Raw genomic sequence first — 24,380 nt, 5'->3', positions numbered from 1 at the left:
TAGATTGCAGTCTGCTAGTAAAATATAAACAAAAAATAAAAAAATACACAATATAAAATTGTGTATTCCTTTAAATTGGTACACCCAGAGGGATTCGAACCCCCGACGCCTAGATTCGAAGTCTAGCACTCTATCCACTGAGCTATGGGTGCCTAACAAACTAATTATAACAAACCAAAACTTTTGGTCAAGTTTTTTAGCATTATTTCATAAGTTTATTTGCTATTAACTTATTTATTCCTTTAGATATCTATCAGTCCAAGGTTTCTCATAACACTGACAAATTTTTCAGTATCTATCGGCTTTACTGCATAAGCTTCAGATCCATTTTCATATGAATTAAACACACTTTCTGTACTATTTAAAGCAGTAGTCATAATTATTTTTGATTTGTTTTTTTCACTTATTTCATTTTTTTCTTCAATTTCTCTAATCATCTTTAGTACCTCTACTCCGTCAAGCTTTGGCATCATGATATCTAAACAAATTAAATCATAATATTTTTTTTCTTCTATTGCCATTATAAATACCTCTAGCGTTTCGTAACCGTCAATTGTTATATCACACTCACCATACTTAGATAAGAATTTATATAAAAATTTTCTGCTAACGTAATCATCTTCTGCAATTAATATTTTCATATTAGTCCTCACTTTCAAACATTTCATTAAACTCGTGAATCATTTTACTAAAATAAAGTTGTACATTAACTATATCTTCTTTTCTTGAATATAATTTTACTTTTAAAATATTATTTTTTACTTTTTTAAGATTATAATTAGAAGCTAAATTATTAATATAGTGAGATAATTTTTCGATTTCTAAAAAATTTCTGCTTTCTATATTCTTTTCTAGTAAATTCACATAAGGATTGAATTTGGAATAATATTCTTTTGAATTAAGAGTATAATTTGTATTAAAGCTTTTCATCATATTATTCAAAACATTATTCTTATTTTTTTTATTTAAATTTCTATCTATAACCTTATAGAATTCTCTAATAGATATGGGTTTTGATATATAATCATTCATGCCATTTTTTATAAATTTCTCTTTATCTCCTTTAGCTGCATATGCAGTTAAAGCAATTATAGGTGTATTAATTTTAAATTTTTCTCTAATAATTCTAGTGGTTTCCATTCCATCTAGTTCAGGCATTTGTATATCCATTAATATAATATCAAATTTGTTTTCTGTAATTAATTCTAATGCTTCAAGTCCATTATTGGCTATAACAACATTATTTTTTTGTTTCTTTAGTATTTTTTCAGCTAATATTTGATTTATTTTATCATCTTCTACCAATAAAATATTAATATTATTTACATCATCTGATATATCTTCTTCTTCAATTTCACTATTTATAACATAGCTCTTATCAAATTCAACTTCAAAATGAAAAGCACTACCTTTTCCAACTTCAGAATCAAAATATATTTTCCCACCTAGTATTTCTACTAATTCTTTGGAAATGGTGAGTCCAAGACCTGTTCCTCCAAACTTCCTTGTGATTGAACCATCTGCTTGTGAAAAACTAGAAAATATTAAATTATAGTTTGTTTTTGATATTCCGATTCCAGTATCATAAACACTAAATTTTATTCTTTGTTTACTTTCCTCATCTAAGAGCAAATTAATTTCAACATATACTTGCCCTTCAAAAGTAAATTTAATAGCATTAGAGATTAAATTATTTAATATTTGCCTAAGCTTATTGCTATCACCATTTAAATATTTCCTTATTTTTTTATCTACTAAATACTTAAATTCAATTTCTTTATTTCCAGCTTGTACATTAGCTATTTTAAATATATTTTCCATAAGACTAATAAAATTAAATCTAATGTTTTCAACAACAATTTTTCCAGCTTCTATTTTAGACAAATCTAAGATTGAGTTTATTAAATTAAGCAAGCTTATTGAACTATTTTTTACCATTAATAGATTTTCTTTTTGATTCGGTGTCAGATTTGTCATAAGAGTTAAATCTGTCATTCCAATTATTCCATTCATTGGTGTTCTTATTTCATGACTCATATTAGCTAAAAATTGACTTTTAGCATTATTTGCAGCTATAGCAATTTCCTTTGCTTTTATAAGCTCATTTCTAGCTTTTATTTGTGCTGAAATATCTCTTGTTATATATATAATAGTCGGATCAAAGTTTTTTTCGTCTTTAATAATTGTACCTGAAGTTTCTACCCATATTAATTCATTGTCTTTTCTTTTTATTCTAAATTCTGAAGTAAAGCTACTTCTATTTTTTTTTCTTACTGAAAATAATTTTTTAACTTTTGAAATATCATTTTTGTAAATATAGTCAAACATATTCTTGCCAATTAATTCCTCTGAATCGTAACCAATCATTTTTTTATGAGATGGGCTTGCATATATAATGTCACCATTTAACTCAACTTGGGTTATTATATCAGCCATATTGTTAGTTATAAGCCTTAGTCTTTCATCATTTTTAGTTAAAGAATTTTCTAAAAGAATTTTTTCAGTTATATCTTCAATTACAACTAAAACCTCTTTACCATTTTTACCACTGATAGGCACAGCGCTATACTTAATGTATTTACAGTAATTTTTATTATTAATCACTACATTATAGCTATAATCTTTATTTAAAATTGATTCGCCAGATTCTAGTACAAGTTGAACTGAATAATTTAAAAATGATAATTCGCTTGTTCTACTTTTGACATAACTTGCTTCAATTAACCCATAATTGAAATTATTAGTAGACCTATTAATACTTTTTCCAAAAAAATCACTAGTGTTTTTAATAAAAATATCACTTGCACTTTGATTAATATTAATTACATTACTATTCTTGTCAATTATTATCAATCCTTGTGGTGTGCTTTTAAAAATAGTTTCCAAATGTTTTCTTTCTAAATCAATAAGTTTTTCTTGATTTTTTATTTTACTAATATCTTGAACAACAAAAACGTAATTTTTCGAATTATGATCCTTATATTCTATCTTTGATACAGAAACTAATTCCCAAACTAATTCACCAGTAATTTTTATACATGGAATTTCTTTAACAATTTTTCTATGTTTTCTAATTTCTTCATCAATTTTTATATCATTAATTTCAGCAAAAAACTCTCTTATAAATAGTTTAATGCTTTTACTGATACATTCTTTTGGTTTTCTATTATAATATTTATAAAAATTTCTATTTGCATATTCTATATTAAAATCATCATCTGTAATAACTACAATATTTGGATTATATTCAATCGCACTCGAATATTTTTTTAATTTAATTTCTGCATTCTTTAATTTTGTTATATCTTTAATAACTAAAATAATTTTTCTATCTTTTTGGGACTTATCTTTGATATAAGACATATTTATCAAAACACATCTTTCTTCCCCACTACAATTAGTTATCATTAAATTTCTTGCTTGTTCAAATTTCTTTAAATTATTATCAATTTTGCTTATTGGCAATTTATATATTTCATTTGTTATTTTATTTTTAATATTAAGTACATCATTTACATTTTTATATAGAATCTCATTAAATTCTTTCCCAATATTTTTTTTACATTCTCTATTAGCAAAAATTATTTTCATATCTGAATTAATTATTAAAACTTCTTCAAATAAGCTATCAAAAACTTTATATTTATCATCTATTTCTTCCATAAATACCCCTTCATCTTGTTTTTCTCATAATCCATTAACATTATTTTGGCTTGCTTTTCTTATCAAGTTCAATTTTTTGTCTAATGATATTCTCAATTTTTTCAGGTATATTAGTTAAATGTAATTCATAATCAATCGCACCTATTCTATATGCCGATTTCGGCATTCCATACACAACACAACTTCCACTGTTTTGTCCTATTGTAATTGCATGCTTTTTCTTCATTTCAAGTAGCCCTCTTGCCCCATCTTTTCCCATTCCAGTTAATATGATACCTAAAGAATTACTTCCAAAACTTTCAGCTACTGAGTTAAAAAGAACATCTACCGATGGTTTATGTCCATTAACTTTATCTGTTTTTTTTATTTTTACAATACCTTTATTTCCAATTTTTTCAACTATAATGTGATTATCTCCTTTTGCTAGGTACACATGTCCACTCTTAAGCGGTTCTCCATTTTCTGCTTCTTTAACAGTAAAATTACTCTCACGATTTAATCTCTCAGCAAATAATTTAGTGAATTTTACAGGCATATGCTGAACAATTACAATTGGTGGCAAAGGTAAAAACAAATTGCTTAAAAGGTATGATAAGGCTTCAGTGCCTCCAGTAGAAGCTCCAATTGCTATCAAGTCAATACTATTTTCTTTAACAACTTTCTTCTCAATTAATTTAATACTCTTTGTACTTTTCTTAATATTTGAAGTAGATGCTATTAGAATTTTTTCAACGAGTTCATTAATAAAGTATTTTTGACTTCTATTATCTTTTTCAGATGGTTTTTCAACAAAATCGACTGCCCCTGCCTCCATCGCATCAAAAACACTTTCACTTAATGAACTTACAACTACCACTGGCATAGGATGCTGTGGCATTAATAATCTTAAAAAATCTATTCCATTCATCCTTGGCATTTGTACATCAAGAGTTAGCACATCAGGTTTAAGCTTTAATATTTTATCCCTTGCATCAAAAGCATCTCTAGCTGTTCCTACAACTTCAATTTTATTTGATAAAACTAGATTTCTTGATAATACGCCTCTTATTAGAATTGAATCATCTACTATTAAAACTCTAATTTTTTTCATATATCACCCAGTATAGTTTTTATATAAAACAAGCTACACACACCCTTTCAATAATACAAATATTTAATAAATTTATTAATCTCTAAATTCTGGGGATTTTAATTATAAATTCACTACCTTTATTAACTTCACTTAACACAGTAATAGTTCCGCCTAATCGTTCAATATTTTCCTTAACAATATTAAGTCCATAGCCACGTCCAGAATATTCTGTTATTTTAGTTTCTGTTGAAAAATCAGGCATAAAAATAAAATCTAAAATTTCATTTCCCACTTCATGGACTTTTTTTCTATCTAATAAACCAACTTCAATAGCTTTTTTAATTACCTTAGATTTATCAATTCCTCTACCATCGTCTTTAACAGAAATTCTTGTGTTTTTTATTTCTTCTCTAGCCTCTACCATTATAATTCCAGTGTGATTCTTTCCTAATTTTTCTCTTTCTTCCACATTTTCAAGGCCATGTATTATAGAATTTTTTATTAGTTGAATTAATGCACCCTCAACATCTTTTATATAGGACCTTTCAATACTAATATTTTCACCTAATAATTCTAATTTTATTTTTTTCCCCATTTGTTTTTTTACGTCTCTAATAACTCTATCAAATTTAGTAAAAATATTAATAATAGGTACCTTTTTAAGACTAGATGTAAGTAAACGCAGTTCATCAATTTTTATATTTAATTGTTTTATTATGTTATTATCGTTAAAAGTTAAATTATTTTTAATAATATACTCCATAAAATTATTATCTAAAACTTCTACTTCATTTATTATTTCAATTATTGAATCTAATTTTGAAGAGTCTATGGTGATCAATTCTCTCTTTTTTTTGCATCTACTTTCACCAGTTGATACCGGAGAAATATAGTATTTATTATTTTGTTTTGCTTTAGTCCTTTTAATATTAATTGTAGGATAAAAAAAATAAGTTGATTTAATAAAACTATCAATTTCATTAATTAAAACGCTGTAGTCGGATATTTCATCACTTTCGCAATTAACTAATTCAATTTTATTTCTAAAAATATCAATAAACTCTAAAATAATTTTTATAAATAAGTCAAAATTTGGAATACAATCTGAATTTCTATTAAATATATCAAGCAAATCCTCTGCTTTATGAGCCAAAGTTGCTAAATTTGTAAAAAGCATCATGCTTGAACTAGCTTTAAGAGTATGTACTATTCTAAACATTTCATTGATATATTTACTTAAATTTTGTTCATCCTCAACACTAATTATTTGATTTTCTAAATCATTTATTAACTCATAAGTTTCTAAAACAAATAATTCCGTCATAGGATCTAGATTTTTATTAATCACTTAATCACCCTCAATATTTATAAATAAAAAATACATTGTTTTTTATATACCCAGCAAATATATTGTTACTCAATAATTAAAAAAACTATAAAACTAAATAATACTTAAAAAAGTTTTATCTAATATTATAGTCTTAAATTTACATTTCGATTGGTAATTTAATTAGTGCTTTACATCCTAAATCCTTGGAACACTCATACTCTATAGAGCCTTTATGTTTATTCACAATAGTTTCATAGACTATACTTAAACCAAGTCCTTTTCCTTTTCCAACATCTTTAGTAGTAAAAAACGGGTTAAATATTTGAGCGACTTCGTTTTCAGACATGCCAATACCATTATCCTTAATTTCACAATATATATATTCTTCATCTTTATATGTTTTAATTTCAATAGTCCCAAGCTTACTTAAATTTTTAAGTTCAATTGAATCTATTGCATTAGTAAAAATATTAAAAAAAGCTTGATTTAACAATCCAGAATATGCATAAAATTTGCCTACATTACCATAATTCTTTTCTATTTTACAAGTAATTCTTATTTTACCTGCAAGCATTAAAAGAACACTATCAATTTCACTATTTAGTTCGTATTCTGAAATTTCATTTAATTCATCAACACTTGAAAAACTCCTAAGCGCATTTACGATTTCTTTTACTCTTTCTATTCCTTCTTTTGTGTCTTTAATTAAATCACTAAAATCTGAAAAAATATACTTAGATTCATCAGAAAGTAAATATTCTATAATTGGAATTTGTAAAATTTTATCGTCTTCTTCCACTAGTGCTTTGATTGAATTTTGACTTTTAAAATAATATTTAAATATATCGTTAAAATACATCCCTAGCATATCTAAATTACTATTAATAAATCCCATAGGATTATTAATCTCATGTGCAATTCCTGATGCTAAATGTCCTATACTTGCCATTTGTTCTTTTTGAAGCAATTGCATTTTCATTTCTGAGAGTTCACTGTTAAGGTGAAGTAACTCTTTATTCTGATCTTTCATTATGCAAAATGATTTTTCAAGTTCGTTTTTCATAGTTTGTTCATCAATTGCATGTTTAAGCCTTGATACACACTCATCTTCATCAATCGGTTTAGTTAAATAATCAAATGCACCAAGTTTAAAACACTTTTTAAGTGCATCTTTTCCTGATAAAGATGAAAACATAATAACTTTTAGCTTAGTAAAATATTTTTTTTTGCTTATAATTTCTAAGACTTCAATACCACTAAATTTTGGCATAATTATATCAAGCATAATAATATCATAAAAATTTTTTTCTATTTTTTGTATAGCTATCTCGCCATTTTCAGCGGTATCTATATCAATTATGATATCACTATTATTAATTATATTTTTTACCATCTCAACTATCAACTTTGAATCATCTACAATGATAAGTTTCATTTTTCACCCTCACTTTAAAAACTTATTAAAATACATTTTACTTCACTTTGGGAAGTTTTATTGTAAATTCTGTACCCTTTCCAAGAGTGCTTTCAACATTAATTTCTCCTTTATGCTGAACTACTACTATCTCATGTGTTATGCTCAGTCCAAGTCCTGTTCCAATACCAATAGGTTTTGTTGTAAAAAAAGGATTAAATATTTTCTCTAAATTTTCCTTACTTATTCCTATACCATTATCTTTGATTTTACATATAACAAAATCATCATCTGAAAATGTTTTAATTGTAATTAACCCTTTTTTTTCAAGGTTTTTATACTTAATTGCATGTACTGCATTAATTAATAAATTTAATATTACTTGATTTAATTTACTTCCATTAGCTACTATATTTGGAACGTTTTTAAAATCAGTTTTTACATTTGCAAAATATTTATATTCATTTTTTGCAATTACAAGCGTTGATTTTATTCCCTCATTTATATCATATTCCAATAGTTCATCTTCTTGTTTTCTTGAAAATCTTTTTAAATTATCAATTATATTGTTAATTCTCTGAATTCCTTCATTTACATCACTAAATAAATCTGAAACATCAGAGAGTATAAACTCTAAATCATGACTTTTAAATTTTTCTTCAAGCATTTCTTTGTCTATACTGTCTAATCTGTTAAGTTCTTTATACATAGTTAACATTTCCTCAAAATATGTTTTAAGAGTATCAAGATTACTTATTACAAAACCAAGAGGATTAAATATCTCATGTACAATTCCAGTAGCTAGTTGACCAATATTCGCCATCTTCTCTTGATCTAAAAGTAAATCATGTGTTAATTTTAGTTTATTTGTTATATTCTTTAATGCAGATTTATTGGTAATATTTTCGAGTTCTACATCAGAACTATAAGTAACATCTTTTAATGTACACACTATATTCAATTTATCAATTTTTCTAGCATCAAATTCTATATACTTAATACCATTTTTTCTAGTAATAAAAATCTCTATAAAATCATTTTTAACGCCCTCTTTAATCTCATTAATAAAACTTTTTAATCTATTAGCATTTTCCTTATCTAATGAATCGTAAACTGATTTGTTTTCTATGTCTTTAGGCTCACAATCAAAAATCTCATAAAATTTTTTATTTGCATACTTAATTTTTTCATCGGCTAATAATAATACTGCACTTGGGAGTATATCAATAACTATATTATCTTTTATATATTTTTCGTACATTATTATTTCACCGCCTTATTTCTCTTAATATTCATTTCTATCACAATTATATTTTTTTCGTTTTTAATAATATGTTTTACACTTCCATCAAAATATGATAAGTAATAATTTAGTATATTTAAGTAATAATTTAATTTTTTTTGACTTTTAATAAATTTATTCAACACAGAACTTATTATCATAATCAATTTAATATCTTTATTCATGTCATTTTTATTTTCATCATTCTTTTTCGTTTCTGACGAATTAATATAATTTTCATCTTTTAAAACAATATCAAATTCATTGCTAAACCTAGCTTTATAAAGTTTGATAAATATAGTTTTCAATATATATATTACAATATAAAACTCTTCATTTAAGCTAAATTCAATTCCTTCTTCATTAATTATATCTACTTTACAATCTTCAAATTCTTTATCTCCATTTTCGTCAAAAATATTATTAAGTTTTGAAAATTCTTTATTTAACTCTATAATTATATCTTCAACTAAATGTGATTTAGATGAAAATTTCCTCAAGTCAGAAGATAATGTTAAAAGTTCCTTAGAAACTTCACATTTCTCCTTCATATATTCAATATCTTCTTTAGTTTTCATGTTACTTAATGAATTCGATATATCTGAAATCACCATATTACTTATATTATTATTGATACTGATAAGTTTCTTGAAAAAGTGAATTTTATGATCACTTGAAACAATTAGTTTTTGATATAAGTTATTTTTTTTAATTAAAGAATCTCTTAAAACAATATTTTCATTTTGAAGGTTGTAATAATCTATTGCTTCATTTATTATTCTTTTAAAATCACCTTCAATATCCCACGGTTTTGTTATGAATTTAAATATCTCAACTTGGTTAATAGTCACAAGAATTTGAGGCAATTGTGTGTACCCAGAAAGAATTATCTTAACAATTTTAGGATATTTTTCTTTTACAATTTTAAGTAATTCAAGCCCTGTCATAATTGGCATCTTCATATCGGATACTATAACACTTATATTTTCTTTTTCCAAAATATCTAATGCTTCTTTAGCGGAATTTGCAAAAAACATATTATATGTTTCTTTGTATAGTCCACGCCTAATTGCCTTTAAGATATTTATTTCATCATCAACAAATAAAACGCTATTCTTAATTTTATTTTCAGTATTCATAAGGCACCTCGCATTATTTATTCTTTAACATTTTCTGCAATAACTTTTTCAACTAATTCTATATCTATAGAAAGCTCCTTTAAAACATCAAGATTAAGCACACCATTATTTCTTTCGGCATCTATTATTTGCCAAGAGTAATAATCTGCTATATGAACTATTTGTACTAATTCTTTATTTATTATGCTCTTATTAAGTGGATCATGATGATACATTGCTGATTCTATTATTGGAAAAGGTAGCTCCCACCAATTCAATAAATATCCGCCAATTTTTTGGTGATCAATTCCTATTTTTTCAAGTTCTAATTCATGTATAGATGCAGAGGATTCTTTAATATCCATAAGTATTTCATCGTATTCTTTAGAAAATGAGTCTAATAAAATTATTTTTCCAATATCATGAAGAAGCCCTGCAGAAGCATAAATATTTGGTATTTTTTTAAATATGCACTTTTGGTATAATAAATGCATAATTTTATTCGATAAATTAACATGCTTCCAAAGTCTTTCATAGTGGTCAGTGTTATTTCTTGAGCTATCAAATATACCATTTGTAAGTACAATATTTTTAACATTAATAAGACCAATATACATTATTGCTTGTGAAATAGAACCAGTTTTCGCACCATAAAATGCTGAATTTGCAACCCTTAGTATTTTAGATGAAATCGATGGATCTTCCTCTATTTTTTTTGAAATAACATCCATACTTGCATCTTCTTCAATAAGCTTACAAAGCGATGTATATAATGAAGAAACTGTAGGAAGTTTATCTAAATTATTAATTAAATTTAGCAATTTTTTATCTTTTAAAACGTCTTCAAGTTCAAACATTTTATTTATAATTTCAACTATTTCATTATTGTCCCAAGGCTTGTATAAATATAATTTAACGATGTTATTCTCAATAGCACTATATATTTTTTTATTATCTGTATATCCACTAAGAGCAACTCTAAGCATCAGCGGATACTTCGTTTTAGCTTCTTCTAATAATTCGAATCCATCCATCTTAGGCATTTTTATATCAGTAACCAATAGATCGACTACATTCTGTTCTAATATTTGAAGTGCATCTTCTGCACTATTTGCAAAGAACATATCATATTCACTATGTATAAAAAGCCTTCTTAAAGCTCTTATAATTTGTTGTTCATCATCCACAAATAATATGCTTTTTCCCATAATAGCCTCCAAAATAATCTTTTCACTATTTTTATACCCAACTAAATTCTTTATTATCATATAATATAAAAAACTGTTTAAATCCTAAATAAAATTCAAACAGTTTTTTTTATTTTATTTAACCAACTCTGTTATTTTATTTAAAATATAGTCTTTAAATTCAACATCATCTATTTTCACACTTTCATCATATAATGACGGTGCAACTCTAAAAAAATTAATAAATATCTTATCCAAATTTTTGTCCATATATGATACATCCATATGACCTGGTAAAAATACAACTTCTATTTGTTCAAAATTTTTACTTGTAGGTATTTTTTCTTTATCACTATCTAAGTTAAGTAATTTAACTGGTTTTACCATCATATTTGTAAATTCTAAATCTTCTAACATCCACATATTGTTGTTCCAAAATCTTCCTTCTTTTTTTGAATTTGGCTTAAATATCTCTCTATTTGATATTGCACTAAGTGCTCTTCTAACTGATTCACTATCAAAATCTTCAGAAAAAAGTTGCTTCATATTATTATCTTCTGCAATTGAAATAATATATTTCTCACCTACTTTTTCTTTTTCACTTGTTGCTTTCCAGTAATAGAGCATACTTTCAATTAAATCTAAATTTACTTTAATGTTTTTTATCATTTTATTCCCTCGCTTGTTTTTATTTAATTATAATCTATTTTTTAAAATATTACCATTATTAAAGCCGTACAAATTATTTCTTTACAAATATGATTTATAAGTATATACTTATGAAAAAAATAGTGTAGTGTGATCTAAGAGGATGCGGGTTGTAAATAGTACTTTTTTTAAGGAAAGGTGCACTCGCCGAAACGTTAATCGTTGGGATTATGTTAAATAAACATAATACTGTCTATAGTTAATACCCAATTTTCTATAGGAGTGCTTTATCACGCAGGGTAAAAGTTTCGTGTGATTTCTTGCGCATTTTTGAGTTCTTTTACTCTTAATGCGCTTTTATTTTTTGTAAAAGGAGGATAATAAATGAATTTACATGGAACAATGAGTATTAATGAAATGGGTAATTTAGAAATTGGAAATATCGACACAGTTAATCTTGCAAAAAAATATGGAACTCCGCTTTACGTTTTTGATGTTAAAAATATCAAAAATAATATCAATAATTTTAAAGTTGGATTTAAACACCCTAAAATAGAAACAGAAATTATATATGCATCAAAAGCTTTTCTTACGATTGGTATGTGCAAGTTAATTGAAGAACAGGGACTATCACTCGATGTTGTTTCTGGTGGAGAGTTATACACTGCAAAAAAAGCTAATTTCCCTCCTAACAAAATATACTTTCATGGAAATAATAAGACTATTGAAGAACTTATACTCGCACTTAATTATGGTGTAAATAAAATTATTATTGATAACGAATATGAAATTGAACTCGTTAACTATTTATGCACAGAGCTAGATCAAAATGTTGAAGTGCTTCTTAGAGTCAATCCAGGAATTGAAGCTCATACTCATGAATATATTCAAACAGCTAACAATGATTCGAAATTTGGAATTTCAATTTTTAATGAAAATATTTGTGATATTATATCGTCTATTACTGATAGTTATCATATGACTTTAAAAGGATTTCATTACCATATTGGTTCTCAAATTCTTGATGAAGTTTCATTTATTAAAGGTATAGAAGTTATGATGAACTTTGTAAAAAAAATTAAATTAACCTGCTCATATGAAACAAAAGAATTAAATCTTGGTGGAGGTTTTGGCGTTTACTATTCAAAAGAAGACAGTGAACTTGATTTAAATTCATGTCTTAAAAATATGCTTTCTGAAGTAAATAAAATTTCTAAAGAAAACAATATAACTATTCCTAAGCTTTTAATTGAACCAGGAAGAAGTATTGTGGCAAATAGCGGAACAACACTATATAAAGTTGGCGCTACAAAAGATACTTTTGGAGGAAAATCATTCATTTTTGTAGATGGAGGAATGGCTGATAATCCAAGAACAGCCTTATACGACGCTATATATGAAGGTGCAATTGCAAACAAAATGACTAATGAAAATACTAATGAATATACAATAGCTGGCAAATGTTGTGAATCTGGTGATATAGTTATTAAAACTATTACTCTTCCAAAAGCTGATAAAAATGATATTTTAGCAGTGGCATCTACAGGGGCTTATAATTATAGTATGGCCAGCAATTATAATAGACTTAGAAAACCTGCGGTTGTTTTCGTTGAAAACGGAAAATCTAAAGTAGTTGTAAAAAGAGAAACGTATGATGACATTATTAGAAATGATACTTTATAGGTGGTGAGAATATGAATACTTACGTAATTAAATATGGTGGGACATCAGTAGAAAATACCGATAAAATTAAACAAATAGCAAATGATATTGTTAAAAGAAAAGATATTGGAGAAAATATAGTTGTTGTTGTATCAGCGATGGGGAAAACAACAAATGAACTTATTGTTTTAGCAAATAAAATTTCTAAAAATCCATCTCCTAGAGAAATTGATATGCTTCTTTCTACTGGTGAGCAAGTTTCTATTTCTCTATTAAGTATCGCAATAAGAGATTTAGGCTATAAATGCGTTTCACTTACTGGTGTTCAAGCAGGTATAGAAACTGACGAAACACATAGAAGAGCACGAATATCAAAAATCAATGCTGAAAAAATAGATAATCTACTTAATAAAGGAAATATAGTTGTAATCGCTGGTTTTCAAGGTGTTTCTCCGAGTGGTGAAATCACAACACTAGGTAGAGGTGGCTCTGATACCACAGCTGTTTCATTAGCTGCTGTTTTAGAAGCTCCCTGCGAAATATATACCGATGTAGATGGTGTTTATACTGTAGATCCAAAGCTATACCCATATGCAAAAAAGCTTGATAAAATTTCTTATGAAGAAATGCTAGAGTTTGCTTCAAGAGGAGCAAAAGTACTCGAAACTAGAGCTGTTGAAATGGCACATAAATATCATGTACCATTATATGTAAAAAAAAGCAGTTCCAATTCTACTGGAACTTTAATTAAGGAGATGGATGAAGATATGGAAAGAAAATTAATAACAGGAATGACTATTGATGAGGATTGCTTAATGGTTTCATTAAATTTAGTACCTTTCGAAGGCAAAAATATTTCAAATATTTTTAGTAAACTTGCAAATGAAAATATTTATATAGATATGATCAGCCAAACTGCACCTTATAATGGATTTGTAAATGTATCATTTACAACAAGAGAAGATGAAAAATTTAAAGTTAGACAAATCATTAGCAATCTTCTTGAAGAATTTCCTACTATAGATTACATCATGGAATCATCAGTTGTAAAACTAAGTGTAGTAGGAATTGGTATGATTAGTCAGTCTGGAGTAGCTTCAGCTCTGTTCGAAACTCTTTCAAACAACAATATTGAATTTTATCAAGTAACTACTTCAGAAATAAGCATATCATATACTATTAACGAATACGATAAAGAAAAAGTAATCAAATTATTTGCTAAAAAATTTAGTCTTTAGCTTAATGAATATATCTAAAATATAGTGGTATAATTATAGTATAATAACTCAAGGTAGGTGATACTATGATTAGTAAACATTCTGATGACATCTTACGAAAATTACTTCGTTTTATTCGTTTATATGCGAAAGGAACTTTCAATAGTTTAGATAAAGAACTAAATCCAGAAGTTTTTATATTTTACTATGTTTATGAAAATGGAGTTAAATACAATACTATTCCACTAAATAAAATTAAATCAAAATTATTTAACGACAATGATTTGGAAGCTTTTTCGCTTCAAAATTCAATCATTAATACAAATACACTTGAAAAAAACACTAATTTAATGATGCCAATTACTGAGTCTTATTTCAATAACAATAATGTATATAAAGACAAAGTTGTACTTATTAGCGACTTTCATTTAATTGAAGATGTTCTTACTTCGATAGTAACACTACTTGATAAAGACGTATTTGACTCATATTATCATTTAAAAAATATACTTAATCCAATACCTAAATCTTTTCTCGGCGCTGTATGTAATGAGTATATTCGCGATATAAACAAATTATTATATGATTATCAAAGAAAATCTTATGATTCCATGATTGACTTTAAAGAAACCTTAAAGCATTCGGCAATAAGCATGCTTCAAATTTTGGGATACTCTGGAAGTTCAATTAATATATATAATAATTTAAATAAAATTTCTTCGTTAAACTATGAGGGAAAACCAATAAAAGGTAAAATAATTTTTACAGATTCTAGTAACCTTAAAAAACAATCAATGCATCAGAGTATTGAATTAATAATGGAATTTAATGATAGGTTTTCACAAAATAATTATAGACATGTTAGAAAACTTCTTGAAATAACTAGAGACGATCTATATTTAATATCTGACACCAAACACATTAAGGGGATTGGCAGAATTAACAAAAACTATAACTATTCTGATGAAAATATATTTATTATTGAATTTACCAATTATCAAACGTGGAATTTAAATCATATGGATGTTTCTATGATGAATGTTTCTCATGATAGAGCTACACTACCGAGAGAAGTAATAAAATATACAGATTTTAAAAAACAAATTCGTAAACTTTTTAAAGAATTAGAGCTTGAAAAAATAAAAAATCTATACAAAATAATAATCGCTGCAACAAAACAAGAAAAGGGAACTATCATTGTAATTTCAAGTAATGCACGATCTGAGGCTACTAGACTTAAAACACAAGGCTTTTTAGTTAAACCAATTGAACTAAACCCTAATATTATTAAATCTATAACTTCAATAGATGGCGCTATTTTAATTGATACTAACTGTGTATGTCATAGTATCGGAACAATATTAGATGGTCTAGCTACATTAAAGGGTGATATGTCGCGCGGTGCTAGATACAATTCTTCAGTAAGGTACGTTGAAACCATTGCAAAGAATCCTGATTATACCGACTGCTTAGTAGTCGTAATCTCTGAAGACAAAATGATTGATCTTATTACTAAATATTCCATAAAATAATACCTTATAATCAAACGATTATAGGTATTATTTTTTACAAAATATTAAGTAAACTAAGGCTTCTATAAAAAAGCAAAATCAAACCAAGTAATAGTAATAAAAAAAAGTATTGCCTATAACTTTTCTTTTTATGTTTATATCTTTGTTGTTCTCTCTTTTTAATGAAACTTACATCAACAGTTTTTTTGAATATTAAGTTATTTTTTCTATAATTTTCAAAAATTATATTTCCTAGCTCTTTATACTTATAAGCCACATATAAATCAGCTTTTTCTTCACCTATTTTATAAGGTATATTATGATTATACATTATAAATTCAATATCTTTTTTTTCTTTATCATTTTTTAATATACCAATAAATTCATATTTTGAAATTTCTTCTAACATATTAACTCCAATCAAGCAATCACTTCTAGCTTTTAATAGGAACCCTAACAATAAATTTTGTACCAATACTTTTTTTACTTTCAACAACTATAGTTCCTTTTAACTGCTGGGTAACAATTGAATAGACAATATTTAATCCTAACCCACTTCCACCATTACCTCTATTCGTTGTAAAAAAAGGTTCAAATACTTTTTTTAAATTTTCTTTTTCTATGCCTGAACCATTATCAGAATACTCTATTTTTAATATATTTTTCTCTTCTTTGATATCAATATTAATAATACCTCCTTGCCTATCTTTAAAACCATGAACAATTGAATTCATAATAAAATTAGTGAAAATATGAGAAAATGCTCCTGGTACACTATTAATAGTTAACTCTTCATCGCAATTAATAATAAATTCTATTTTTCTTCTTTTATACTCATGTTTAAGACTTAGCAGTATTGTATTTAAATATTCATATATATTAAAACTCATTTTTTCTTCTGTATTTTGGTCAACTGCAATTCTTTTAAAACTTTGTATAAGCATGACTGCTCTATTAATATTATACATTAATATTTCAGAAGCTTCACTAAAGATACTAAAATAATTAGTCATATCTGATTTTTTAAGTTTATTATTTTTATATGACTTTTCTAATAATTTACTTTCTTTATCCAAATGAGAAAATGTTGTAACTGCTACGCCAAGTGGCGTATTCATTTCATGTGCTATTCCTGCTACAAGATTCCCAAGAGCTGCCATTTTTTCTGATTCTATTAATTGATTTTGCATTTGCTTTAATTCATTTATAGCATTTTCAAGTTCCTTATTAGTTAATAATAATTCACTATTATTTTTTTTAAGATCTATCGTTCTATTTTTTACAGTTTTTTCCAAACTTTCGTTTAAAGTTTCAAGTTCTATTTGAACAGTTTTTCTCTTATCAATTTCATTTTTTAAATTAAATAACATTAATTCGAAAGAATTATTAAGATCTCCAGTCTCATCATGATTTTTAATTTTTAAAGGTTCAATATTTAAATCGCCGTTAGCTACTTTTTTTATTGCATTTGTAATATGCTCAATAGGTTCAGAAATATGAGAAGAAAATAATATTACAGCAATCGAGGTATAAAGAAATACAAAAACGAGTAAGTTAGAAATAACTTTAATTATAACAAGTGATCCTTTATTTAGGTCTTCTTCATATTCTGCTGCGACAATAATCCAACCCCAATAAGGATCAATATTTGAAAAGGCAAGTTTTCCACCTATTTTTTCTGAATACGGAAGTGTCCAGTAAAATCTAGTAAATCCACCACCACTATAGGCTTTACTTATAACCTCTCTTGCAATCAATTGTTTTCCTGTTTTCATATCTTTTGCATTCCACACATTTACCCCTTCAATATAGGGGTGAGCGATTTCATTTCCTTCTTTATCTAAAATGAATACATAGCCCAAATTACCTAAGAGTATATTCTTATTGATTGGCCTTTCTCCATTCTCATCCATTTTACCTAAAATGTATTCTTTAACATCAGTTTGCGCTCTTTCCAGAGTCTTTGTTCCGCTAAGTACTTGAGAGTTTTCAAGTTCAATTATTTGTTTTATCATATTCACTGTATTTATCATATTTATTTTACCAGCTTTTTCAATTTCACTTTTAGCTGTATTGTAGCTTATTATTCCAACTATAAGATTAGTAATTACAAGTAGTGATCCAATAACGAATATTAATTTTTTTTGTATATTAAGTTTAAATACATTATTTTTCATTACTACCTCCACTCAATAACCTTAAAAAACGACTACAACTATAGATTATTAACTGTATACCCATAATATATATTATTAATTAATTATATTTTTAATTAATATCAGCATACTTTATAAATAATTGGGTAATATATAATAGGTGATTGTATGATTAATAAATTAAACTTAGATTTAATGAAAAAACTCGAAAATTTTTACACTAATTTTAATAATCTTAAAAGTAGCTTTACACTATCAAATATGGAGAACCTTTCAACATCTGTAAATAAAATCGTTCCTTATATAGAAACAATTTATAAGTTAAATGAAAATTCAAATAAGCTACTAGGTGAACAAATTCTGAAAGAATTAAAAACAATTAAATCAAAAATGATTGTCCTTTCTATGTTACAAAAGAGTAATTTATATTTAGATAGTAATTTTTCAGAGTATTATTTTATTAGAAAATCTTCTGAAGCTCTAATTAAATATGAAAAATATTTAAATCTTGAAACAAGATATTTTGTAAATAATTATAATATCAATTTTTTATCCGAAAATATAAAAAAAAGCTACTCTAATTTAATTATTTCGAACAAAGAAATTTCAAAAAAAATTTGCTTTTCATTACTTAAAACAATTAAAAAAATACAAAACTTAATTAATTTTGTCGAAATTGATTACTTAGAATCATTGTTTTCTATGATTGAAAATATAAGAACGCTTATTGCGTATCTCAACCTATTAGAAAATTTAAACAATGATATTAAAACAAACGAACTTATTGATACAATTATATCCTTAGAGTTCAAATATGAATCTTTGCTTAAGGAATTAATGGTAATCAAATCTATTAACCTGGTTTTTTATAAAGAAAAAGATAGTACAATAGAATTTTTAGAAAATAACATTATCAAGCAATTCAAAAAAAACAAAAAAAATATTCTATCTGAAATTAAATATTTAATAGAAATAGAAAAAACACTATATTTATACTTAGAAAAAACGAAAAATAAGTAAGTAGATATTGAAAAAGCTTTCATCATCTACTTACTTATTTTTTAATATTTTAGTAAATTCTTAAACAAAATATGGGGGTCACATTTTATAAACAGGGTATACTAATATATCTTATTATAGTTTAAAATAAAAATCCTTTAACTTCTTTCCCAAAAGTTATTTTTTTATATATATAGGACTTTTGTCTCTTTCTATATTATTAGTATATTTATATTAGTACTTTATTTCTATGTAAATTTTCTACAATTTAGTCTGTTTTATAGGTATATTTTTTATATATAATATACAAATGCAACAACTTAGTTAAAAGTCATTGCATTTGTGTGTAATTATACTAAACTTTAAATTTATCAGTATGATCTTTAAGGTTATTTGCAATTGATGTTAATTCATTTAAACTCGCTCCTATTTCTTCAAATATTGCAACTTGTCCTTCAACATTTCCACTTATTTCTCTTGAACTTAAAGCATTGTTTTCAGTTGCCTTTGCTATTTCATCCATTGCATTTGAAATTTGATCACTTGTAAGTGCTTGTTTAACAGCTAAGCTGTTAATCTTTTCAATTTCATATGAAACTTCCTTAACTACGCCTTCAATATTTTCAAATTCACCTTTTGCAACTCCACTAAACTCAAAAGTTTTATCTATTTCTTTAACTTCATTTACAATACCTTTTCTAGTTTCTTCAACTTTTTGTCTTATTTTATTAATTAAACCAACTATTTGACTTGTACTAGAACCACTTTCATCTGCAAGTTTTCTTACTTCTTCAGCAACTACAGCAAAGCCTCTACCATGCTCTCCCGCTCTTGCTGCTTCAATTGAGGCGTTAAGTGCAAGTAGACTTGTCTGCTTAGTAATTCCGGTTATAATATCAACAATTGTTTCAATCTCTTTTGAATAATCTTCAAGTTCTCCAATTGATTTAGTCACTAATTTTGAAACTTCTTTAACATTTGAAATCGATTCAACAACTTCTTCTAATTTAACAGATCCCTTTTCAACAGCACCTACCATTACTTTTGATTTTTCACTAATTTCATCTGATGTTGATTTAACCTCAATTGCACTATTTGAAAGTTCGTCTACTGCTGCTGTTACTTCTTCAACTGAACTTGAGTTACCCTCTAATTCAGATGTAATATTAGCAACTTCTTCTGAAATAACTTCAATGCTTCTATTTGCCTCATCAACAGCTTTAGATAAATCTCCTGAAGAATCTGCAATGACATTTGCACTATCCTGAACATCTACAATAATAAGTCTAATTTTTTCAATAAAAAGGTTAATTCCCTTTTTAAGAGTTTCCATTTCGTGTTTACCAAGTATTGGTAAAACATGTGTTAAATCTCCTTCACCTTCTGCTATATCTTCAACAATCTCACTAGTACTTACAATAGGGTTAATAATTAGAATTTGAATAAGTACTCCTATTAATGCTGAAGCAATAATTATTATTACTGTTATTATAAATATGCTTTTAATACTAGCCAAAATAGCTTTATTAATTGCCTCAACAACAGAATTATGATTTGCTTTTAAAACTCCATTAAGGTTATTTATTTTGCTAGCATAATCTGCTCTTATACCCTCAGTATCAGTATATCCAATTTCTTCATCAATTTTAACAATATCTTTAAATTCTGAATAATATCCATCAAGTAGTGCAGTAAGTCTTATTTGATCTTTATATGGAATATCAGCATCATTTTTTATAATAGTTTTTAAAGTGTTATTTTGAGATTTCATTTTAGAAAAGTATGATTTATCGCTTCTTAAAAAATACTCTTTTTCATCCATTCTAATGCCATAGGCAAGTTTAATAATTTCATTAGAAACATCTGATTTTTCGATGGTTTTAAATAAATTATCAGAAACGCCTTTAAGAGTTCCTACCTTACCAAAATCAGCATAACCTTTAACTTTATAAGCTTCAGCAAGTTTATTTACTGATTCAAAATATTCAGTTAAACTTTTTGAAACATCTGCGTAACTTCTGTTTTCAAGTTTACTATCCATTTTTTGATAATCTTCAATTTGCTTAATCAATTTTTGCGCTTTTTCATAGTTTAATTTAAAAGAACTTAAATATTGACTTGAACCAACTTCAAAATAATCTGCATTTTTCAGATCATTAAGCAAAAAATCTTTCTCTGCTTTTCTCATTTGAAGAACAGTATTTTGTAAATTATCATTAGCAGTTATTAATGGAATTCTAACGTTATTAAGATTTGTAATAGTATTATATGAAAAATAACCAAGCACTGCTATTAACAGAACCATAAGAGAGAGTCCCACTCTAATAACAGTTTTAAGTTTTACGTTTCCAAATAATTTTGTAATACTAAATTTCGAATTTTTTCGACCATTTTTCTTTTTTCTTATCTTTTTTTTCTTTTTTACTTTTGTAGACTTCTTATCTGATGAATTATCAACTTTGTTTACAGTCTTTTCATTTTCTTGACTAAGAATTATTTCTTCATTAAATTCTGGATCATTCATAGAATTTTCCATTAATAGTTCATCTGATGATTGATTACTTTCATTAAATTCTTCTTCAAAACTAATGCCTTCTTCATTTAAATCAACTTCATCTTCAATATTATCACTCGAAAAATCTTCGTTTAAAATATCATCTTCAACCATGTCTGACTTTTCATCTTCCCAATAATATTTTATATCTTCAGTGTCATCTGAAGTATCCTCTGTTTCGTTTATTTCGTTTGTTTCATTTAAATAAGAATCCTTTAAATTGTCATTGTTTTCTGAATTTTCATCAGTGCCTTTTTTAAATAAATCCATCCAATCTCCCCCAACCTTATTTCTTAAATAAGAATAACTATATTAATTTTATTATATACTAAAAATGTTAAAAAAAATAAATAAAATTCTTAACATTTATCTTATACCCTTATTTAGCAAAGTCAATAAAAAAATAAATATATTATATAAAACTACTATAATATATTTATTAAAGTTCGATAATTTATTTTTTCAAAATTCTAATTGTATTAAGAACTGCAATAACTGTTACACCGACATCAGCAAATACGGCTTCCCATAAAGTCGCCATACCAAATGCACCAAGTAATAAAAATACTCCTTTCACACCTAAGGCAAAGACTATATTCTCTATAACAATTTTTCTAGTTCTTTTTGCAACATTAATTCCTTCAACTAATTTACTTACCTCGTCTGTCATTAACACAACGTCAGCCGCTTCTATTGCAGCATCACTGCCAAAGGCCCCCATTGCTACTCCAACATCTGAAAGTGCAAGTACTGGTGCATCATTAGTACCATCACCAACAAATATTACTTTATTAGAAAATTTATCTTTTATCTCTTTTACTCTTTCAACTTTTTCATCTGGAAGTAATTCAAAATAAACTTCATCAATTTCTAATTCACTTGCAACTTTTTTCGCTATATTCTCATTATCACCAGTAAGCATAACTGTTTTTTTAATTCCAATTTTTTTAAGAGTTTCTATAGTAGTTTTTGAATCTTCTTTAATTTCATCTGATATAATGAGACTACCACAATATTTGCCATCAATTGCTACATATATAACTGTTCCAATTTCATTATTTTTTTCAAAAGCTATATTATTACTTTCAAGTAATTTTTCATTACCTACCAAAATTTCTTTTCCTTCAATTTTAGCCTTTATTCCTTTACCATGTATTTCATTATGTTCTTCAATAATAGCATGATCAATTTTATGACCATAGCTATCAATTATAGATTTAGCAATTGGGTGATTTGAATAAGCCTCTGTGTGCGATACTAATCTTAAAAATTCTTCTCTTTCCATTTCAATTAATATGTCGACATTAACAACCTTAAAAACACCTTTTGTAAGAGTTCCAGTTTTATCAAAAATAACCACATCAATTGAATTTAATGCATCTAAATAATTGCCGCCTTTAACAAGAACTCCATTTTTAGACGCTACACCAATTCCACCAAAGTAGCCTAGAGGAACTGAAACAACAAGCGCACATGGGCATGATATAACTAGAAATACTAAAGCACGATATATCCATTCATTAAAGTCCATTGTTCCAAGTAAAATTGGTGGAAGAATAGCTAGTAATAATGCCGAAACTACAATTATGGGCGTGTAGAAAGCCGCAAATTTACTTATAAATTCTTCCGTTGGCGCTTTATTTTTAGCAGCATTTTCAACTAATTCAATTATTTTACTCACAGTAGAATCTGCATAAAGTTTACTTGTTTTTATAGTTATGACACTATTTAAATTAATACTTCCACTCACAATTTCCTCACCCATACCAATAGACCTTGGTACAGATTCCCCTGTAATTGAAGATGTATCAAGCATTGAATTACCAGAAACTACAAGTCCATCAATAGGAATTTTTTCTCCTGGTTTAACAATTATTAATTGGCCCAGTTTTACTTCGCTTGGGTCTACTTTTTTTGGACCTTTACTTGTTATAAGGTTTGCGTATTCAGGTTTAATATTCATTAAACTGGATATAGACTTCCTTGAATTATTTACCGCAAGCTTTTGAAAATATTCTCCATAATTATAGAATATCATTACTGCAACACCTTCAGGGTATTGTTTTATAAAAAATGCACCTAGAGTTGCAACTAACATTAAGAAATTTTCATCAAAAACTTTTCCTCGTCTAATATTTCTTAAAGCTTTTAAAATAACATTTTGTCCAGAAATAATATATGCAGATAAAAATAATACTAATTCTACTATTTCACTCGGAGCCTTTACTAAGTATAAATATAAGAGCGAAACTACAAAAACAATTGTAGAAATAATTAATCTAAGTTTTTCTTTTTTTAATACTACATTACCTTTATTTTCGTCATCTTTCTTTTTATTTCCTTCAAAAAATACATTAACATCAGGCTCATATTTATTTACTATTTCTTTTATTTTATCAAAATTTTCTTTTGATAGTTCTTTGGCATTCTCAAAAATCAACTTGCTATTAGCAAAGTCAATAAAAGCACTATCAATTGTTGATATCAATTTCACATCTTTTTCTATCTTACCTGCACAATTAGAACATGTAAGACCATCTAAAATAACAACTTTTTTTTCCATAACA

17 protein-coding genes, 1 tRNA gene and 1 riboswitch are annotated in these 24,380 nt (G+C 26.2%); of the genes, 4 read left to right on the top strand and 14 right to left on the bottom strand.

The features are described from left to right. Positions 1-76 precede the first annotated feature (76 nt). The 10 genes from AACH12_RS01630 to AACH12_RS01585 all read right to left on the bottom strand — a co-directional run bounded on the left by AACH12_RS01630 (position 77) and on the right by AACH12_RS01585 (position 11,735). Positions 77-152: transfer RNA gene (locus tag AACH12_RS01630), tRNA-Arg, on the bottom strand. Between the two features lie 90 nt (positions 153-242). Next, the gene (locus AACH12_RS01625; protein WP_338536346.1) at positions 243-641 is read right to left on the bottom strand and encodes a response regulator; all 399 of its coding nucleotides are present in this window, start codon (positions 639-641) and stop codon (positions 243-245) included. 1 nt (position 642) lies between these two features. Beyond that, positions 643-3,663 (bottom strand): PAS domain-containing hybrid sensor histidine kinase/response regulator, encoded by a 3,021-nt coding sequence (locus tag AACH12_RS01620; RefSeq protein WP_338536345.1) that lies wholly within the window; start codon positions 3,661-3,663, stop codon positions 643-645. A gap of 40 nt (positions 3,664-3,703) precedes the next feature. Beyond that, on the bottom strand, positions 3,704-4,753 hold the full coding sequence (locus AACH12_RS01615) for a protein-glutamate methylesterase/protein-glutamine glutaminase (protein WP_338536344.1): 1,050 nt from the start codon (positions 4,751-4,753) through the stop codon (positions 3,704-3,706). Between the two features lie 82 nt (positions 4,754-4,835). Further along, positions 4,836-6,083: a chemotaxis protein CheA gene (locus AACH12_RS01610; RefSeq protein ID WP_338536343.1), complete on the bottom strand. Its 1,248-nt coding sequence runs from the start codon at positions 6,081-6,083 to the stop codon at positions 4,836-4,838. A gap of 139 nt (positions 6,084-6,222) precedes the next feature. After that, positions 6,223-7,500, bottom strand: coding sequence for a response regulator (locus tag AACH12_RS01605; protein WP_338536342.1), 1,278 nt, complete (start codon positions 7,498-7,500; stop codon positions 6,223-6,225). A 37-nt stretch (positions 7,501-7,537) separates the two neighbouring features. Further along, entirely contained in the window at positions 7,538-8,740 is a 1,203-nt protein-coding gene (locus AACH12_RS01600) for a sensor histidine kinase (RefSeq protein ID WP_338536341.1), read from the bottom strand. Between the two features lie 2 nt (positions 8,741-8,742). Next, positions 8,743-9,900 (bottom strand): response regulator, encoded by a 1,158-nt coding sequence (locus tag AACH12_RS01595; protein ID WP_338536340.1) that lies wholly within the window; start codon positions 9,898-9,900, stop codon positions 8,743-8,745. A gap of 17 nt (positions 9,901-9,917) precedes the next feature. After that, entirely contained in the window at positions 9,918-11,087 is a 1,170-nt protein-coding gene (locus AACH12_RS01590) for a response regulator (RefSeq protein WP_338536339.1), read from the bottom strand. Between the two features lie 114 nt (positions 11,088-11,201). Continuing rightward, positions 11,202-11,735 (bottom strand): TDE2712 family protein, encoded by a 534-nt coding sequence (locus AACH12_RS01585; protein ID WP_338536338.1) that lies wholly within the window; start codon positions 11,733-11,735, stop codon positions 11,202-11,204. Positions 11,736-11,863: 128 nt separating this feature from the next. After that, positions 11,864-12,010, top strand: a riboswitch (Lysine riboswitch). Positions 12,011-12,098: 88 nt separating this feature from the next. Between AACH12_RS01585 and lysA the strand changes: the two genes are divergently transcribed. The 3 genes from lysA to AACH12_RS01570 all read left to right on the top strand — a co-directional run bounded on the left by lysA (position 12,099) and on the right by AACH12_RS01570 (position 16,125). Beyond that, positions 12,099-13,397: a diaminopimelate decarboxylase gene (gene lysA, locus AACH12_RS01580; RefSeq protein ID WP_338536337.1), complete on the top strand. Its 1,299-nt coding sequence runs from the start codon at positions 12,099-12,101 to the stop codon at positions 13,395-13,397. Between the two features lie 11 nt (positions 13,398-13,408). Then, positions 13,409-14,614 carry an aspartate kinase gene (locus AACH12_RS01575; RefSeq protein WP_338536336.1) on the top strand — a complete coding sequence of 402 codons (1,206 nt, stop codon included), beginning with the start codon at positions 13,409-13,411 and terminating at the stop codon, positions 14,612-14,614. Positions 14,615-14,679: 65 nt separating this feature from the next. Next, positions 14,680-16,125 carry a DNA integrity scanning protein DisA nucleotide-binding domain protein gene (locus AACH12_RS01570; RefSeq protein ID WP_338536335.1) on the top strand — a complete coding sequence of 482 codons (1,446 nt, stop codon included), beginning with the start codon at positions 14,680-14,682 and terminating at the stop codon, positions 16,123-16,125. 34 nt (positions 16,126-16,159) lie between these two features. Here the strand turns inward: AACH12_RS01570 and AACH12_RS01565 are convergent, their stop codons facing one another. Both AACH12_RS01565 and AACH12_RS01560 read right to left on the bottom strand, forming a co-directional pair. Then, positions 16,160-16,513, bottom strand: a complete 354-nt coding sequence (locus AACH12_RS01565) for a hypothetical protein (RefSeq protein ID WP_338536334.1) — start codon at positions 16,511-16,513, stop codon at positions 16,160-16,162. Between the two features lie 25 nt (positions 16,514-16,538). Beyond that, a complete protein-coding gene (locus tag AACH12_RS01560) occupies positions 16,539-18,281 on the bottom strand; it encodes a cache domain-containing protein (RefSeq protein WP_338536333.1) in 1,743 nt (580 codons plus the stop codon). Positions 18,282-18,428: 147 nt separating this feature from the next. On the opposite strand from AACH12_RS01560, the gene AACH12_RS01555 reads away from it, so the two are divergent. Beyond that, positions 18,429-19,280 (top strand): hypothetical protein, encoded by an 852-nt coding sequence (locus tag AACH12_RS01555; protein WP_338536332.1) that lies wholly within the window; start codon positions 18,429-18,431, stop codon positions 19,278-19,280. Positions 19,281-19,614: 334 nt separating this feature from the next. Here AACH12_RS01555 and AACH12_RS01550 read toward each other — a convergent pair whose 3' ends face one another. Further along, on the bottom strand, positions 19,615-22,083 hold the full coding sequence (locus tag AACH12_RS01550) for a methyl-accepting chemotaxis protein (protein WP_338536331.1): 2,469 nt from the start codon (positions 22,081-22,083) through the stop codon (positions 19,615-19,617). Positions 22,084-22,267: 184 nt separating this feature from the next. Continuing rightward, complete coding sequence (locus AACH12_RS01545) at positions 22,268-24,376, bottom strand: heavy metal translocating P-type ATPase (protein WP_338536330.1); 2,109 nt, start codon at positions 24,374-24,376, stop codon at positions 22,268-22,270. Positions 24,377-24,380: the final 4 nt, after the last annotated feature.

Origin of the sequence: Helicovermis profundi, assembly GCF_033097505.1 — a bacterium.
Lineage (GTDB): Bacteria > Bacillota > Clostridia > Peptostreptococcales > Acidaminobacteraceae > Helicovermis > Helicovermis profundi.
This window is presented reverse-complemented; position numbering and strand designations above follow the sequence as displayed.